The sequence below is a fragment of the Trabulsiella odontotermitis genome, assembly GCF_030053895.1.
GTDB lineage: Bacteria > Pseudomonadota > Gammaproteobacteria > Enterobacterales > Enterobacteriaceae > Trabulsiella > Trabulsiella odontotermitis_C.
Genome location: NZ_CP125781.1, coordinates 3,445,665 through 3,459,090 on the forward strand (window position 1 = coordinate 3,445,665; position 13,426 = coordinate 3,459,090).

Sequence of the window (13,426 nt, forward strand, 5' to 3'; positions counted from 1 at the left end):
AATGGGTGGGGGCCCTGCCAGCTACATCCCGGCACACACGTCGTCTGCTCTGGCTGCTTCCTTCCGGACCTGACCTGGTAAACAGAGTAGCGTTGCGGGAGAACCAACAGAGCCCCCATTGAGAGCGTTGATAACCAACGCGCTGGCGCATTATCCCTGTGCAGTCCGGCAATTGCAAGCCGGGGCGGTCCGGATGCTGGATTATTGTGCAACAGAATAAAAACACAGGCGGCAGGCTGCCTTCACAATGGCTGAGCCGTAGCTTATCCTGTGTTTTTCACTGCTACCGGACGTGCTATGGAACCCATCGACACCTTCCCGCAACGAGTCTGGCAAATTATCGCCTCCATTCCCGAAGGCTGCGTCACGACCTATGGCGATGTCGCGCGACTGGCGGGATCGCCGCGTGCGGCGCGTCAGGTGGGTGGCGTACTCAAACGTTTACCGGAAGGTTCGACCCTGCCGTGGCACCGGGTGGTAAACCGTCATGGCACCATTTCACTCACCGGCCCCGATCTGCAACGGCAGCGGCAGGCATTGCTTTCCGAAGGCGTTCAGGTTTCTGGCGGCGGGAAAATTGATATGCAGAAGTATCGCTGGGTGTACTGACGGCCCCCTCACACGGAGAGGGCCGGAAGACAGGTTATGGAATTTGCGTCGGCGCAGGGGTTGCGCCGGACGGGCTCACCTGAGTGGGCGAGGTTGACGGTACTGTGGTTGCAGCACCACCGCTCCCCTGCATCGGGATCGCCGTCTGCTGAACCGGCACCAGCGTCAGATCCGCTTTGGTTCCGCCGTTGTTGATGACCGGCTGGACGGTATCGGTGATAAACACCAGCTTGTCATTCACGGTGATGGCTGCACTCAACAGAATACGCGCATTCGGCTGGACGTCGGCAGGGTTATACGGCAGCACGAAGCTGAACGGTGCCTGCTTACCCTCGGTACGAACGGCTTTCTGCGATAACACTTTAGATGGCGCATCCGCCAGGGAGGCATCCGACAGCGTCACGGTCAGCACGGCATCCGGCGGCAAAGCCACTTTCTGACGGATCCAGACGGTACCTGACACATTAGGTTGCTGAATAGCGGGTTGTGTAGCCACACCAGACGTATTGGGGTTCGGTGCCGGGGTCTGGATATCCGCGCTTTTATCAGCGCAGGCACTCAGCGCGACCGCAACCGCTAAACCACTTAACATATGCACGAGTTTCATTATGTTCTCCTTATCATCCATGCATCCACAGACGTTAATTATGCGGACTGAGTGGTCTGAACAATCTTTACGAGCATAATTGTGGCACAGATCTCACATTCGTGCCTGGAAAGGACCCGTAATTCAGACTATTGCACCCGACAGGTCATTTTTGATTCTGCGTTATAATCTGGTTATTCTCATGCCGCCGCGTTTCTATTACTGAGGTTATCTATGAGTCTGGCATTAACGAACCTGCTGACGTTGTTGAATCTGGAAAAAATTGAAGAGGGACTGTTTCGCGGCCAAAGCGAGGATCTTGGCTTACGTCAGGTATTCGGCGGCCAGGTCGTAGGCCAGGCGCTGTACGCTGCCAAAGAGACGGTACCCGCAGATCGTCTGGTGCACTCATTCCACAGCTATTTTCTGCGCCCCGGCGACAGTGCTAAACCCATCGTTTATGACGTTGAAGTGCTGCGTGATGGCAACAGCTTCAGTGCTCGCCGTGTGGCGGCGATCCAGAATGGTAAACCTATCTTCTATATGACCGCCTCGTTCCAGGCACCAGAACCCGGTTATGAACACCAGATGCCGATGCCGCCCGCTCCGGCGCCGGAATCACTGAAATCCGAAACAGATATCGCCCGCTCGCTGGCGCATTTGCTGCCACCTGCCGTGCAGGAAAAGTTTTTGAGCGATAAACCGCTTGAGATCCGCCCGGTGGAGTTCCATAATCCGCTGAAGGGTCATGTCGCCGAGCCCAAACGCCAGGTCTGGATCCGCGCGAATGGCCCCCTGCCGGAAGATTTCCGCATTCATCAGTATCTGCTGAGCTATGCCTCCGACTTCAACTTCCTGCCTGTCGCCCTCCAGCCCCACGGCGTGGGTTTTCTCGAGAAAGGGATGCAGGTGGCGACCATCGATCACTCTATGTGGTTCCACCGTCCATTTAATATGAACGAATGGCTGCTCTACAGCGTGGAAAGTACATCTGCCTCGAGCGCACGCGGCTTTGTGCGAGGGGAGTTCTTTACTCAGGACGGCGTGCTGGTCGCCTCTGCGGTACAGGAAGGAGTAATGCGAAACCGGGGGTAAGGTAAGGGTAAGAAAAAAGCCTCCCGGCGGGAGGCTTCTCTGTTTTAGGCGTTGTAAGCATTCTCGCCGTGGCTGTTGACGTCCAGCCCTTCGCGTTCCTGCTCTTCCGGTACACGCAGACCAACCGTTAAATCCGCCAGCTTGTAGCCGATATAAGACACGACGCCAGACCAGACGATAGTGATGGCCACGCTCTCGAGCTGTACCAGCACCTGATGCCCCATCGTGACGCCTTCTGCGTACCCGACGCCGCCCAGAGCGGTTGAGGCAAAGACGCCTGTCAGCAGACAACCGATGATACCGCAGACGCCGTGAACGCCAAATACGTCGCATGGATCATCCACACGCAGCCAGCGTTTCAGCGCAGTAACGCCCCACAGCCCGGCAAGACCTGCCACGATGCCGAGGATCAGCGCGCCGCCGACACCGATGTAGCCACAAGCCGGTGTGACCGCAACCAGACCGGCAATCGCGCCGGAACAGGCACCCAGCAGCGACGGTTTACCACGCAGCGCCCACTCGCCAAAGACCCAGCCGAGGATCGCCGCAGCAGTTGCCACTACGGTATTCACGAACGCCAGCGCGGAGATTTCGTTCGCCGAGCTCGCAGAACCGGCGTTGAAGCCGAACCAGCCAACATAGAGGATCGCGGTGCCGGTAAACACCATCGGCAGGTTATGCGGTTTGAAGGCTTCTTTGCCAAAGCCCACACGTTTGCCGATCAGGTACGCGCCCACCAGACCTGCAATCGCGGCGTTGATGTGCACGACCGTACCACCAGCGAAATCCAGCGCGCCGTGAGCAGCCAGCAGACCGCCGCCCCAGACCATGTGCGCAATCGGCACATAGGAGAGCGTCAGCCACACCACCACAAAAATCAGCACAGCAGAGAAGCGGATGCGCTCAGCCAGCGCGCCGACGATCAGGCCGACGGTAATGCAGGCAAACGAGCCCTGGAACGCGACGTGAATATACTGATAAAACGTGCCCATCAGCGCTGTGAGCTGGATATTTTTCAGCATCACCCAGTCGAAGTTGCCGAAGAAGCTGCCACCGGTACCGAACGCCAGCGTATAGCCGTAAACCACCCACAAAATGCAGACCAGCGCGAAAGTGACCGCGACCTGCGTTAACATCGAAAGCACATTTTTGCCGCGAATCAGGCCGCCGTAAAACAGCGCAATGCCGGGAATCGTCATAAACAGCACCAGCGCGGTACAAATCATCATAAAGGCATTGTCGGCTTTGTCTGCGACAGCCGGAGCGGCCATCGCCAGGCCTGGCATCAACGCCAGCGCCCCCAGGCCTGTTTTCATCGTAGCTATTTTCATTTTTCGATCCCTATCGCTGTGTACCAGGAATTAAAGCGCCGCTTCGTCGGCTTCGCCGGTACGAATGCGAATCACGCGTTGCAGTTCGGCGACGAAGATTTTGCCGTCGCCAATTTTTCCGGTGTAGGCCGCTTTGCTGACCACATCGATCACTTCATCAAGCTGATCGTCAGCAATCGCCACATCAATTTTTACTTTGGGCAGGAAATTGACGCTGTACTCTGCACCACGATAAAGCTCAGCGTGACCTTTCTGGCGTCCGAAACCCTTCACTTCTGTGACGGTCAGCCCCTGAATACCAATAGAAGACAGCGCTTCGCGAACGTCTTCGAGTTTGAATGGTTTGATTACCACGGTAACCAGCTTCATAGTTCCTCTCCAGTCTGAATTCGGTAATGGCCTGAAGAGTAAAGCAAGGGGCATGCCAGAAATGAAACAGGCAGAAAAACGGGCGTGGCGCGCGATAAACAGGCAGGCGCAGAAAAGAAAAACGCACCATGACAGTGCAGGTGCGTCGAATGTTTAACAGATTGCCTGATACTGGTGCATCAGGCGATAAGTGATTCATCATGTGCACTGGCAGCCAGCTCTTCGCCCGCCAGTTGCAGTTGATACATCTGCCAGTAGCGGCCTTTCGCTTCCAGCAGTTGCTGGTGCGTCCCCTGCTCTACCGCCTCCCCACGATGCAGCACCATGATGGTGTCCGCATCGACAATTGTGGAGAGTCGGTGAGCGATAACCACCAGCGTAGTATGCTGGCGAACGGCGATCAGCGCCTGCTGAATCGCCCGCTCAGTGCCGGAATCGATGCTCGCCGTCGCTTCGTCGAGGATCAGCACCTGTGGGGTTTCCACCAGCACGCGCGCCAGCGCCAGCAGCTGTTTCTGCCCGACCGATAGCGTGTTTCCCTGCTCGCCGAGGCGCGTATAAATGCCTTCCGGCATGCTGCGCGCCAGCGTCGCCAGTTGTACCGTTTCCAGCGCCTGCCAGACGCTCGCCTCGCTGATGTCGCGCCCCAGCGTAACGTTGGCAAAGAACGAGTCGGCCATGACCACCGGATCCTGTTGCACCATCGCGACGCCCTGTCGCAGCGCGGAATGGCTTAACGTCGAAAGTGGACGCCCGTCGAGGCGGATCTCGCCCTGAGTCAGTGGGTAATACCCCATGAGCAAACTGGCCAGCGTGCTTTTCCCGCTACCGGTGTGCCCCACCAGCGCCACAAAGCTGCGCGACGGGATCGTCAGATTGATATCCTGCAGTACCAGACGGTCATCGCGATAGGCAAAAGAGACGTTATCGAACTCCACAGCACCGCTTTGCAACGGCGCGCTGTCACTGCCGTAGGTCTGGCGCGGTCTGTCCATCATCTCAAACACGCGCTCACCCGCCACCACCGCCTGCTGCATGATGGACTGCTGCGTGGTGAGTTCAATCAGCGGCTCGTTCAGACGCCCGAGATAACTAATGAACGCATACAGCACGCCCACTTCAATCGTGCCAACAGAGGTAAAGCCGAACAGCAGCAGCAAACCGCACAGCACCATGGCGGAAAACAGGCTCAGTAGCGGACGCAGCAAAAAGCCATCGAGTCGGAGCGTCTGCATCCGCGCGAGATAATGCGAACGGCTTGCTTCGTTCATCCGCTCCCCGAAGCGCGCCTGCTGACGGAACTGCTGAATGACGCTCATGCCGTTGATGACCTCGTTGAAGCCATCGTTGATGTCCGCCAGATAGGCTCGTACGCGGCGCACAATCGGCGTGCTGTAGCGCTGATAGATAAGCATCACCACAATCACCGCCGGGAAGATGCCGATCGCCACCAGCGCCATGCGCCAGTCGAGACTGAACATCGCGACCAGCATCGCGCCAATTAAGGCGGCGCTGCGCAGCACCGTCGCCACCACCATAACGTAGAGATCGCGGATCACTTCGGTGTCGTTGGTGACGCGGGAGATGATCTCCCCCACCGGCTGCGTATCGAACGCACTCAACGGCTGGCGCAGCGCGGCATCCATCACATCAATACGTAATTGCTGGACGACGCCCACCGCGGCGCGGTTAAACAGCAGTGATTGCGCGTAGTGAAGGCTGGCTGCCAGCAGTTGCAACCCGACATAGGCCGCCGCCAGACCGCTAATAATGCCCAGCGGCAGATAATCTTTCGCCACCATGTTGTCGATAAAATAGCTGATGAGCATCGGGCCGCTCACCTCCGCGGCGGCGGCAATCCACATCATTACAACGGCGATAGCCAGCGGTTTACGCCATGGCGAACCGTACGCCAGCAACCGTTTCAGCGTCGGCCAGAGCTGCCCCCTGTTACGATTCTTCATGGGTCACCTCCTCTGCCGGTGCATCGTTCAGCGCCGCTTCCAGTTGCTGGTAGCGATACATATCGCGATACCATCCCGACTGCGCCGCCAGTTGTTCATGCCTTCCGCGCTGGGCGATGTGCCCATGCTGCATGACGATAATTTCGCTGGCGTCGGTCAGCGCCGACAGCCGGTGCGCGCTGATAATCACCGTACGCCCTTCGCCCCACTGGCGCAGGTTATGCAGGATCTGGTGTTCCGTGCGGCCATCCACCGCCGACAGCGCGTCGTCGAGGATCAGAATTTCCGCTTCCAGCAGCAGCGCGCGGGCAATCGCGATGCGCTGTTTTTGCCCGCCGGAGAGCATTACGCCGCGCTCGCCCACTTCAGTGTCATATCCCTGCGGCAGACGCAGGATATCGTCATGGACACTCGCCAGCCGCGCCGCGTGTTCAATCTCCTGTTGCGTCGCGCCGGGTCTTCCCAACGCGATATTGCTCGCCACGGTATCGGAAAACAGGAATGGAGTCTGACTCACCACCGCCAGACGGCTACGCCAGTCGTCCAGTTTCAGGCGCGGCAAGGGGATATCGTGATAACGGATCTCGCCCTGCGTCACGTCGAAATGGCGCTGGATCAGCGACAACACGGTAGATTTACCCGCGCCGGTCGGGCCGCAGATCCCGAGCATCTGCCCGGGCTGGAGCGTGAAGTTAACCTTCTCCAGCGTCGTGGCATCGGTATGTGGATAGTGAAACTCGCGAATAGCCACCGCCAGCGCGCCACGCCCGGCAGGAATCGCGTCTTCGCCATCGTTCACCACCGGCGCTTCCGCCAGCATCGCGCGAATGCGGCTGTAGGCGGCGCTGCCGCGCTCAACGATGTTAAACATCCACGCCAGCGCCAGCATCGGCCAAATCATCAGCCCGAGGTACATCATAAAACTGGTGAGCTGACCGAGCGTGATCGTGCCCTGAGTGACCATCCAGCTACCACCGCCGATCGCCAGCAGGTTTGCCATTCCGATAGCGATATAAATCGTCGGATCAAAACGGGCATCAACGCGGGCCACACGCATGTTTTTCACGCCGGTATCCGCCGCATCAGCAGCAAACAACGCCGACTGGCGATCCTCAAGCCCGAAGGCTTTGATCATGCGGATGCTGGTCATGCTCTCCTGGGTACGATCATTCAGCGTGGAGAACGCCGCCTGCGCCAGTTTGAAGCGTTCGTGCAGCATGTCGCCGTAACGTTTGATCACCAGCGCCATGACAGGCATCGGCACCAGCGCCAGCAGGGTTAACTGCCAGCTGATTTGCGTGGACATCACGATCAGCACCGCCAGGCCCGTGACCATGGAATCCACCAGCGTCAGTACACCTTCCCCGGCAGCAAACACCACACGGTCGACGTCGTTGGTCGCACGGGCCATTAAGTCACCGGTACGATGGCGGAGATAAAATTCCGGGTGCTGACGGCTGAGCTGACGGTAATAATCTTCCCGCAGCTCGACAGCCAGTTGATAAGACGCGCCAAACAACAGCACGCGCCAGACATAGCGCAGCAGATAAACCACCACGGCGATCAGCAACATCGTGCCGATCCACATCAACACGCGCGCTGAGGTGTAATGTTGTTCGGTGACGCCATCTACGATAATCCCCACCACTTTCGGCGGGATGAGCTGTAAAAAGGCGATGATAATAAGCAGTGATACGGCCCCGAGGTAGCGTCGCCACTCCCGACGGAAATACCAGCTTAATTGAGCAAATAAACGCAAGCAGTTTGATCCTGAACGTGATTGTCCGGTTAAAACCGGGAGAATTAGTCAATCGGTAACGCGGTAGTGAATTTTATCTGTTCCATGGCAAAACTGGAGGTTACATCCGATAAGCCAGGCACATTGTTCACCAGCCGTTTATAGAAGTCGTCATAGCGTTTCATATCCGCGACCTGCACGCGCATCAGGTAATCGTATTCACCTGCCATGCGCCAGAACCCCAGGACTTCCGGCATTTGCGAGACTTCAGTGACAAAACGGCAATACCAGTCGCTGCTGTGATGCTGCGTTTTGATCAGTACAAAGGCAGTCAGGCCCAACCCCAGTTTTTCGGCATCCAGCAACGCGACCCGCCCGAGCAAAATGCCATCATCTTCGAGACGTTTCAGCCGTTTCCAGCAGGGTGTGGTGGTCAGATTAACGGCATCAGCCAGCTCCTGCAAAGAGAGGGTGCAGTCTGCCTGCAGCAGGGAAAGCAGCTTTCGGTCAATTTTATCTAACACAACACACCTCGGGAGAATTTTTTTCTCCTTTTATTCTATTTCAAAGGCTAAACAGCGACAATTTTTTCCGGGCATCGGGCACAAAATGATAAGTCGTCTGCACGTGGATACGCGGCATAAAAAAAGCCGGGTATCAGAGGATATCCGGCTTGCTGGAAGGGATCTCGTCATTCGGGGGAATAAGGAAGATGTGGTGTGTCCAGCCAATGCGTCAAAAAGTGGGAAACCGCCTGATTCTGGCAGTGCCCGATAACCGTTAAGTGGGGCAATTCCGCTTTGAGTTGCGGCATGGCATTGCCCATGATCACGCCACGACCAACCAGCCCCAGCATTTCGCGATCGTTCATTGCGTCACCAAAGGCCATGCAATCCTGCATCGTCATGCCGAGATGCCCGCTCAGCACCGAGAGCGCCGCGCCTTTGTTACAGCCTACCGGCAGCACTTCCAGGCAATCGACCGCCGAGAAGCAGAGGTTAGCGCGCTCGCCCAGCGCCTCGCGCAGTTGCACCTGCAAACGGACCAGATCGTCATGATCGCCACAGAAACAGATCTTGGTAACGTCACTGGCAGGCAGCGCTTTGAGATCGCATATCTGATAGTGGAAACCGCTGTAGACGTGGGCGTGGAGCAGATCAGGGATGTCTTTATCCGTCAGCCAGCCATTGTCATTAAAGGCGTGAATACTTGCTTTGGTATCCCAGACGGTATGCAAAACGCAGTGGGCGATGTCAGGCGCCAGATCGCTGCGATGCAACACCTCGCCTTCCAGCGAATGGATGCGCGTGCCGTTGCCGGTGATCAGAAACGCGTCCAGCGCAAAGCGACCAATCAGATGGCGCATTTCCAGCACATGACGACCGGTAGCGAACGCCAGCGTGATATCACGTTCACGCAGACGTTTCAGCGTCGACAGCGTCTCATCACCCAGCAGGTGATTCGGCATCAACAGCGTACCGTCCATATCGAATGCAGCCAGTTTTGCCATGATCGTTTCCCGGAGTGAAAAATGAGCTATTGCGAGGTAGTATTATCCGGGATATACGGAAGTAATAGTGAATAGTTCATTTTTATTGTTCCGGGTTTTTGTTCCGCCGGAGAGGCCGACTTACGATGAGAGTGTTAAACCGACTGAATCAGTTCCAGCGTCTGTGGCAACCCGGGCAGGGCACGCCGCAACAGGTGACGGTGGCAGAACTCGCTGAACGCTGTTTCTGCAGTGAGCGTCACGTCAGAACACTGCTGCGTCAGGCGCAGGATGCTGGCTGGTTGGAGTGGCAGGCGCAATCGGGGCGCGGTAAGCGCGGGACGCTGCGTTTTCTGACGACGCCCGATACCCTGCGAAATCAGATGATGGAACAGGCGCTCCGCGAGGGGCAACAACAGAATGCACTGGAGCTGGCGCAACTGGCGCCGGTAGAGTTGCGGGCACTGCTGCACCCGTTTCTCGGCGGCCAGTGGCAGAACAACACCCCGACGCTGCGTATCCCCTACTATCGCCCACTCGACCCGCTGCATCCGGGTTTTCTGCCCGGACGCGCGGAACAACACCTGGTCGGGCAGATTTTTTCCGGTTTAACGCGCTTCTCGCTGGATTCCGCCCGGCCTGTTGGCGATCTCGCCCATCACTGGGAGGCCAGCGACGATGGCCTGCGCTGGCACTTTTACATTCGCTCCACGCTGCACTGGCATAACGGCGATGTGGTTGAAACCGCGCAGCTTCAGCAGCGCCTGTTGATGCTGCTCACATTACCGCGGATGCGCGAACTGTTCGCCAGTGTCAAAGCGATTGAAATCACCCATGCGCAATGCCTGACCTTTACACTGCATCACCCGGATTACTGGTTACCGTGGCGACTTGCCAGCTACTGCAGCCTGCTGGCGCACCCGGATAACCCGGAGCTTGGCACCGGTCCGTTCAAGCTGAAAATCTTCGAACCGGAACTGGTCAGGCTGGAGAGTCACGCCCGCTATCATTTGAGTCACCCGTTACTGCAGGCGATCGAATACTGGATCACCCCACAACTGTTCATCAAAGACATGGGATCCAGTTGCCGTCATCCGATCGAAATCGCCATTGGGAAACCCGAAGAGCAGGATCAACTGCGACTGGTCAGTAACAGCATCAGCCTCGGTTTTTGCTATCTGGCGCTTCGCCAGAGCGAACGACTCACGCCAGCGCAGGCGCAGCGGGTGATTGCGCTGATCCATCGCACAACACTTCTTCAAACGCTGCCGCTTGATGAAAACCTGATCACCCCCTGCGATGAACTGTTGCCCGGGTGGCCTATCCCACAATGGGCAGAAGACGAACAGGTGGCGCTGCCGACATCCTTAACGCTGATTTACCATCTGCCGGTGGAGCTTCACACGATGGCGGAACAACTCCGCCAGGCGCTGGCCGCGCGGGGCTGCCAGCTGACAGTGATTTTTCATGACGCGAAAACCTGGGATGGTTGCCCGGCCCTGGCCTGCGCTGATCTGATGATGGGCGACAGGCTGATTGGCGAAACGCCGGAATATACGCTGGAACAATGGATGCGCTGCGATCCGCTGTGGCTGAACGTCCTGACGCATCCGCAATATGCCCATTTACAGGCCACGCTGGATGCAGTCCAGCGCCAGCGCGATGACGCTTCCCGCGCCACGGCATTACTGGGCGTAGTCAGCAATTTGATGGAAAGCGCGACGCTGACGCCGCTGTTCAACTATCACTATCGGGTCAGCGCGCCGCCGGGCGTGAATGGTATTCGCCTTACCCCGCGCGGCTGGTTTGATTTTACCGAAGCCTGGCTTCCGGCCTCTTCCGGTGAAGAAGCTGGTCGCTGAGACTTTCTGGCGCTACCATAGCACCCTCATTTTTTGACTGTCAGGAATTGCCATGAAACGCGCCGTTGTCGTCTTTAGCGGAGGACAAGATTCCACCACCTGCCTGGTACAGGCATTGCACCAGTACGATGAAGTTCATTGCGTCACATTCGATTATGGTCAGCGCCATCGCGCCGAAATCGACGTTGCGCGCGACTTAGCGCTGAAGCTTGGCGCAAGAGCGCATAAAGTGCTGGATACGACGCTGCTCAACGAACTGGCCATCAGTAGTCTGACCCGCGACAGCATTCCGGTACCGGATTACGAACCGGACGCCGACGGCATCCCCAATACCTTTGTGCCGGGCCGCAACATTCTGTTCCTCACGCTGGCGGCGATTTATGCTTATCAGGTCAAAGCCGAAGCGGTGATCACCGGCGTCTGCGAAACCGATTTTTCCGGTTACCCGGACTGCCGTGACGAATTTGTCAAAGCGCTGAACCATGCGGTGAATCTGGGCATGGCGAAAGAGATCCGCTTTGAAACGCCGCTGATGTGGATAGACAAAGCCGAAACCTGGGCGCTGGCAGACTACTGGGGCAAACTGGATCTGGTACGCCGCGAAACGCTCACCTGCTATAACGGCATCCAAGGCGACGGTTGCGGACACTGCGCAGCCTGTAACCTGCGCGCCAACGGTCTGAACCATTATCTAAGCGATAAACCTGGCGTTATGGCTGCAATGAAAGCGAAGACCGGGCTGAAGTAATTCATGATCCCCGGCATTGGGTTTGCCGGGGGTTACGAAAACGGCTTTGTGATACGTTCAAGTGCAGCCTGAGCAAGAAACCCGGAACGACTCTTAAACTCAGGATGACGTGCAACGCAGCGGTCGATTCGGTCAATGAGTGATTTCGGCAACGTTACATTGATTTTCTCCGACCCACCCAGCAGACGGCTCACATCAATATCCACCAGTGCCCACGTCATACCCTGATACTGCGGTTGCGCCACCAGATCGTTTACCGTCGAGATAAGCGGAATATCCTCACCCATTTCAACGAGCAGTTCGATATGCGCGGTAATCGCTTCCCGCGCGTTTACGATGGCTTCATCCAGCGTATCTCCTGCAGAGAAGCAGCCAGGAAGATCCGGCACAATGACCCCCCAGGCATGCTTTTCATCGCCACTTTCAACTACAATTGGGTAATACATACTATCTCCAGGGTAACGCAAGAGGATTTTCGTAGCCTGCCTGGCGACGGATACTTTTTACGGTTCCGACGGGTAAATCTTTTTTCGGATGTGGAACAGTTACCAGTCCACGCTTAATCGGGTGACGGAAGTGATGATGGCTTCCGGTCACCCTGATTAAAATCCAGCCATCGGCTATGAGCTCAGCGATCAATGCTTTACTATTCATCCATGATATCCTGGATTTTTAAATAACTCCAATAACCCCATAACAAGGCATTTATGCCACCATCTGCTCAAGGTGCTCGCGGAGTTCGCCTTCCAGTGCGAGCGACTTCTGCGTTTTAAGATCGATACAGACAAACGTAATCAGGGCATCCGCTACCACTTCCCCTTCGGGTTCCAGCGTGACGACCTGGCTCAGCACACCGCTTTTGCCGTTGAGTTGTTTTACGGCACTGGTCACCGTCAGCAGGTCGCCGAGCACCGCCGGACGCCGGTAATTGATATTGATGTTAACCACCACAAACGCGATGTTATGGGCAGTCATCCACTGAAAACCGGCACTGTTTTCCAGTCCGTCCCAGCGCGCCTCTTCGAGAAACTCCAGATAGCGGGCGTTATTTACGTGCTGATAAACATCGAGATGGTATCCACGAACCTTGATTTGAGTCTGCATAGCGCAATAGCCTTATCTTTTTATGTTTAATAGAATCAGAGGTCACACCACTGGTATGACCTCTCTAGTCTGGCAAAAAACGGCCACTCTGCAAACTTGCGTCAGGATCAGAGCATCAGATGGGCCAGGTTGCGTTCAACCAGCGAACTTCCCATTCCCGGCACCTGGCGAAGATCATCAAGCGTTTTGAAAGGACCGTATTCCTCACGAAAGCTGACGATGGCCTGTGCTTTTTTCAGCCCCACACCGTTCATCACCCGCGCCAGTTCTTCCGCCGGGGCGGTATTGATGCTGACTTTGGTACTTTCCTCATCGGCAGGTTTTACGACATCCGCTTTTTTCGCCTGCGCCGTTTGCGTTTCAGACTGCGTTTGCGCAGCCTGCGGTTTCGCCGTTGAGCTTGCAGCCAGCGCGTTATGGCCCATACCGGCAAAAACGAGACTGGCGGTGATGATGAGGGTTTTAATTCCACGTTTCATGCTGTTTTCTCCTTGTTTGTTGACAGCGAGGCCACGATAGCGGGAAGGGAAA

Annotated in this window: 15 protein-coding genes and 1 other RNA gene; 4 read left to right on the plus strand and 12 right to left on the minus strand. The window is 56.7% G+C overall.

Annotated features, from left to right (window positions below; translation table 11 throughout):
- Positions 1-12 precede the first annotated feature (12 nt).
- An RNA gene (gene ffs, locus QMG90_RS16315) (signal recognition particle sRNA small type) lies at positions 13-109 on the minus strand.
- 188 nt (positions 110-297) lie between these two features.
- On the opposite strand from ffs, the gene QMG90_RS16320 reads away from it, so the two are divergent.
- Complete coding sequence (locus QMG90_RS16320; RefSeq protein WP_283280693.1) at positions 298-609, plus strand: MGMT family protein; 312 nt, start codon at positions 298-300, stop codon at positions 607-609.
- Positions 610-643: 34 nt separating this feature from the next.
- Here QMG90_RS16320 and QMG90_RS16325 read toward each other — a convergent pair whose 3' ends face one another.
- Positions 644-1,216 carry a YbaY family lipoprotein gene (locus tag QMG90_RS16325; protein WP_283280694.1) on the minus strand — a complete coding sequence of 191 codons (573 nt, stop codon included), beginning with the start codon at positions 1,214-1,216 and terminating at the stop codon, positions 644-646.
- 213 nt (positions 1,217-1,429) lie between these two features.
- Here QMG90_RS16325 and tesB point away from each other — a divergent pair, with 213 nt between their 5' ends.
- A complete protein-coding gene (tesB, locus tag QMG90_RS16330) occupies positions 1,430-2,290 on the plus strand; it encodes an acyl-CoA thioesterase II (protein WP_283280695.1) in 861 nt (286 codons plus the stop codon).
- 44 nt (positions 2,291-2,334) lie between these two features.
- Here tesB and amtB read toward each other — a convergent pair whose 3' ends face one another.
- The 6 genes from amtB to cof form a co-directional block, all read right to left on the minus strand.
- Positions 2,335-3,621 (minus strand): ammonium transporter AmtB, encoded by a 1,287-nt coding sequence (gene amtB / locus QMG90_RS16335; protein WP_283280696.1) that lies wholly within the window; start codon positions 3,619-3,621, stop codon positions 2,335-2,337.
- A 30-nt stretch (positions 3,622-3,651) separates the two neighbouring features.
- Positions 3,652-3,990: a P-II family nitrogen regulator gene (gene glnK, locus QMG90_RS16340; protein ID WP_038155077.1), complete on the minus strand. Its 339-nt coding sequence runs from the start codon at positions 3,988-3,990 to the stop codon at positions 3,652-3,654.
- A gap of 179 nt (positions 3,991-4,169) precedes the next feature.
- Complete coding sequence (locus tag QMG90_RS16345) at positions 4,170-5,954, minus strand: SmdB family multidrug efflux ABC transporter permease/ATP-binding protein (protein WP_283280699.1); 1,785 nt, start codon at positions 5,952-5,954, stop codon at positions 4,170-4,172.
- Positions 5,941-7,713, minus strand: coding sequence for a SmdA family multidrug ABC transporter permease/ATP-binding protein (locus tag QMG90_RS16350; RefSeq protein ID WP_283280701.1), 1,773 nt, complete (start codon positions 7,711-7,713; stop codon positions 5,941-5,943). Before QMG90_RS16350 ends, QMG90_RS16345 begins: the two co-directional genes overlap by 14 nt.
- Positions 7,714-7,757: 44 nt before the next feature.
- Positions 7,758-8,216: an Lrp/AsnC family transcriptional regulator gene (locus QMG90_RS16355; protein ID WP_283280702.1), complete on the minus strand. Its 459-nt coding sequence runs from the start codon at positions 8,214-8,216 to the stop codon at positions 7,758-7,760.
- A 167-nt stretch (positions 8,217-8,383) separates the two neighbouring features.
- On the minus strand, positions 8,384-9,202 hold the full coding sequence (gene cof, locus QMG90_RS16360; RefSeq protein WP_283280703.1) for an HMP-PP phosphatase: 819 nt from the start codon (positions 9,200-9,202) through the stop codon (positions 8,384-8,386).
- A gap of 125 nt (positions 9,203-9,327) precedes the next feature.
- Between cof and QMG90_RS16365 the strand changes: the two genes are divergently transcribed.
- A complete protein-coding gene (locus QMG90_RS16365; protein WP_283280704.1) occupies positions 9,328-11,043 on the plus strand; it encodes an SgrR family transcriptional regulator in 1,716 nt (571 codons plus the stop codon).
- A gap of 52 nt (positions 11,044-11,095) precedes the next feature.
- Complete coding sequence (gene queC, locus QMG90_RS16370) at positions 11,096-11,791, plus strand: 7-cyano-7-deazaguanine synthase QueC (RefSeq protein ID WP_283280706.1); 696 nt, start codon at positions 11,096-11,098, stop codon at positions 11,789-11,791.
- Positions 11,792-11,823: 32 nt separating this feature from the next.
- Here the strand turns inward: queC and QMG90_RS16375 are convergent, their stop codons facing one another.
- The 4 genes from QMG90_RS16375 to QMG90_RS16390 form a co-directional block, all read right to left on the minus strand.
- Positions 11,824-12,237: a type II toxin-antitoxin system HicB family antitoxin gene (locus tag QMG90_RS16375; protein WP_283280707.1), complete on the minus strand. Its 414-nt coding sequence runs from the start codon at positions 12,235-12,237 to the stop codon at positions 11,824-11,826.
- Between the two features lies 1 nt (position 12,238).
- On the minus strand, positions 12,239-12,445 hold the full coding sequence (locus QMG90_RS16380; RefSeq protein WP_283280708.1) for a type II toxin-antitoxin system HicA family toxin: 207 nt from the start codon (positions 12,443-12,445) through the stop codon (positions 12,239-12,241).
- 51 nt (positions 12,446-12,496) lie between these two features.
- Positions 12,497-12,895 (minus strand): YbgC/FadM family acyl-CoA thioesterase, encoded by a 399-nt coding sequence (locus QMG90_RS16385; protein ID WP_283280709.1) that lies wholly within the window; start codon positions 12,893-12,895, stop codon positions 12,497-12,499.
- A gap of 107 nt (positions 12,896-13,002) precedes the next feature.
- Complete coding sequence (locus QMG90_RS16390) at positions 13,003-13,374, minus strand: helix-hairpin-helix domain-containing protein (RefSeq protein WP_283280710.1); 372 nt, start codon at positions 13,372-13,374, stop codon at positions 13,003-13,005.
- Positions 13,375-13,426: the final 52 nt, after the last annotated feature.

Bases quoted from the DNA above. Each gene is read 5' to 3' on its own strand.
- tesB (WP_283280695.1), top strand. From the start codon at position 1,430: ATGAGTCTGGCATTAACGAACCTGCTGACGTTGTTGAATCTGGAAAAA.
- QMG90_RS16390 (WP_283280710.1), bottom strand. From the start codon at position 13,374: ATGAAACGTGGAATTAAAACCCTCATCATCACCGCCAGTCTCGTTTTT.
- QMG90_RS16325 (WP_283280694.1), bottom strand. From the start codon at position 1,216: ATGAAACTCGTGCATATGTTAAGTGGTTTAGCGGTTGCGGTCGCGCTG.
- queC (WP_283280706.1), top strand. From the start codon at position 11,096: ATGAAACGCGCCGTTGTCGTCTTTAGCGGAGGACAAGATTCCACCACC.
- QMG90_RS16375 (WP_283280707.1), bottom strand. From the start codon at position 12,237: ATGTATTACCCAATTGTAGTTGAAAGTGGCGATGAAAAGCATGCCTGG.
- QMG90_RS16365 (WP_283280704.1), top strand. From the start codon at position 9,328: ATGAGAGTGTTAAACCGACTGAATCAGTTCCAGCGTCTGTGGCAACCC.
- amtB (WP_283280696.1), bottom strand. From the start codon at position 3,621: ATGAAAATAGCTACGATGAAAACAGGCCTGGGGGCGCTGGCGTTGATG.
- QMG90_RS16380 (WP_283280708.1), bottom strand. From the start codon at position 12,445: ATGAATAGTAAAGCATTGATCGCTGAGCTCATAGCCGATGGCTGGATT.
- QMG90_RS16320 (WP_283280693.1), top strand. From the start codon at position 298: ATGGAACCCATCGACACCTTCCCGCAACGAGTCTGGCAAATTATCGCC.
- cof (WP_283280703.1), bottom strand. From the start codon at position 9,202: ATGGCAAAACTGGCTGCATTCGATATGGACGGTACGCTGTTGATGCCG.
- QMG90_RS16385 (WP_283280709.1), bottom strand. From the start codon at position 12,895: ATGCAGACTCAAATCAAGGTTCGTGGATACCATCTCGATGTTTATCAG.
- glnK (WP_038155077.1), bottom strand. From the start codon at position 3,990: ATGAAGCTGGTTACCGTGGTAATCAAACCATTCAAACTCGAAGACGTT.
- QMG90_RS16345 (WP_283280699.1), bottom strand. From the start codon at position 5,954: ATGAAGAATCGTAACAGGGGGCAGCTCTGGCCGACGCTGAAACGGTTG.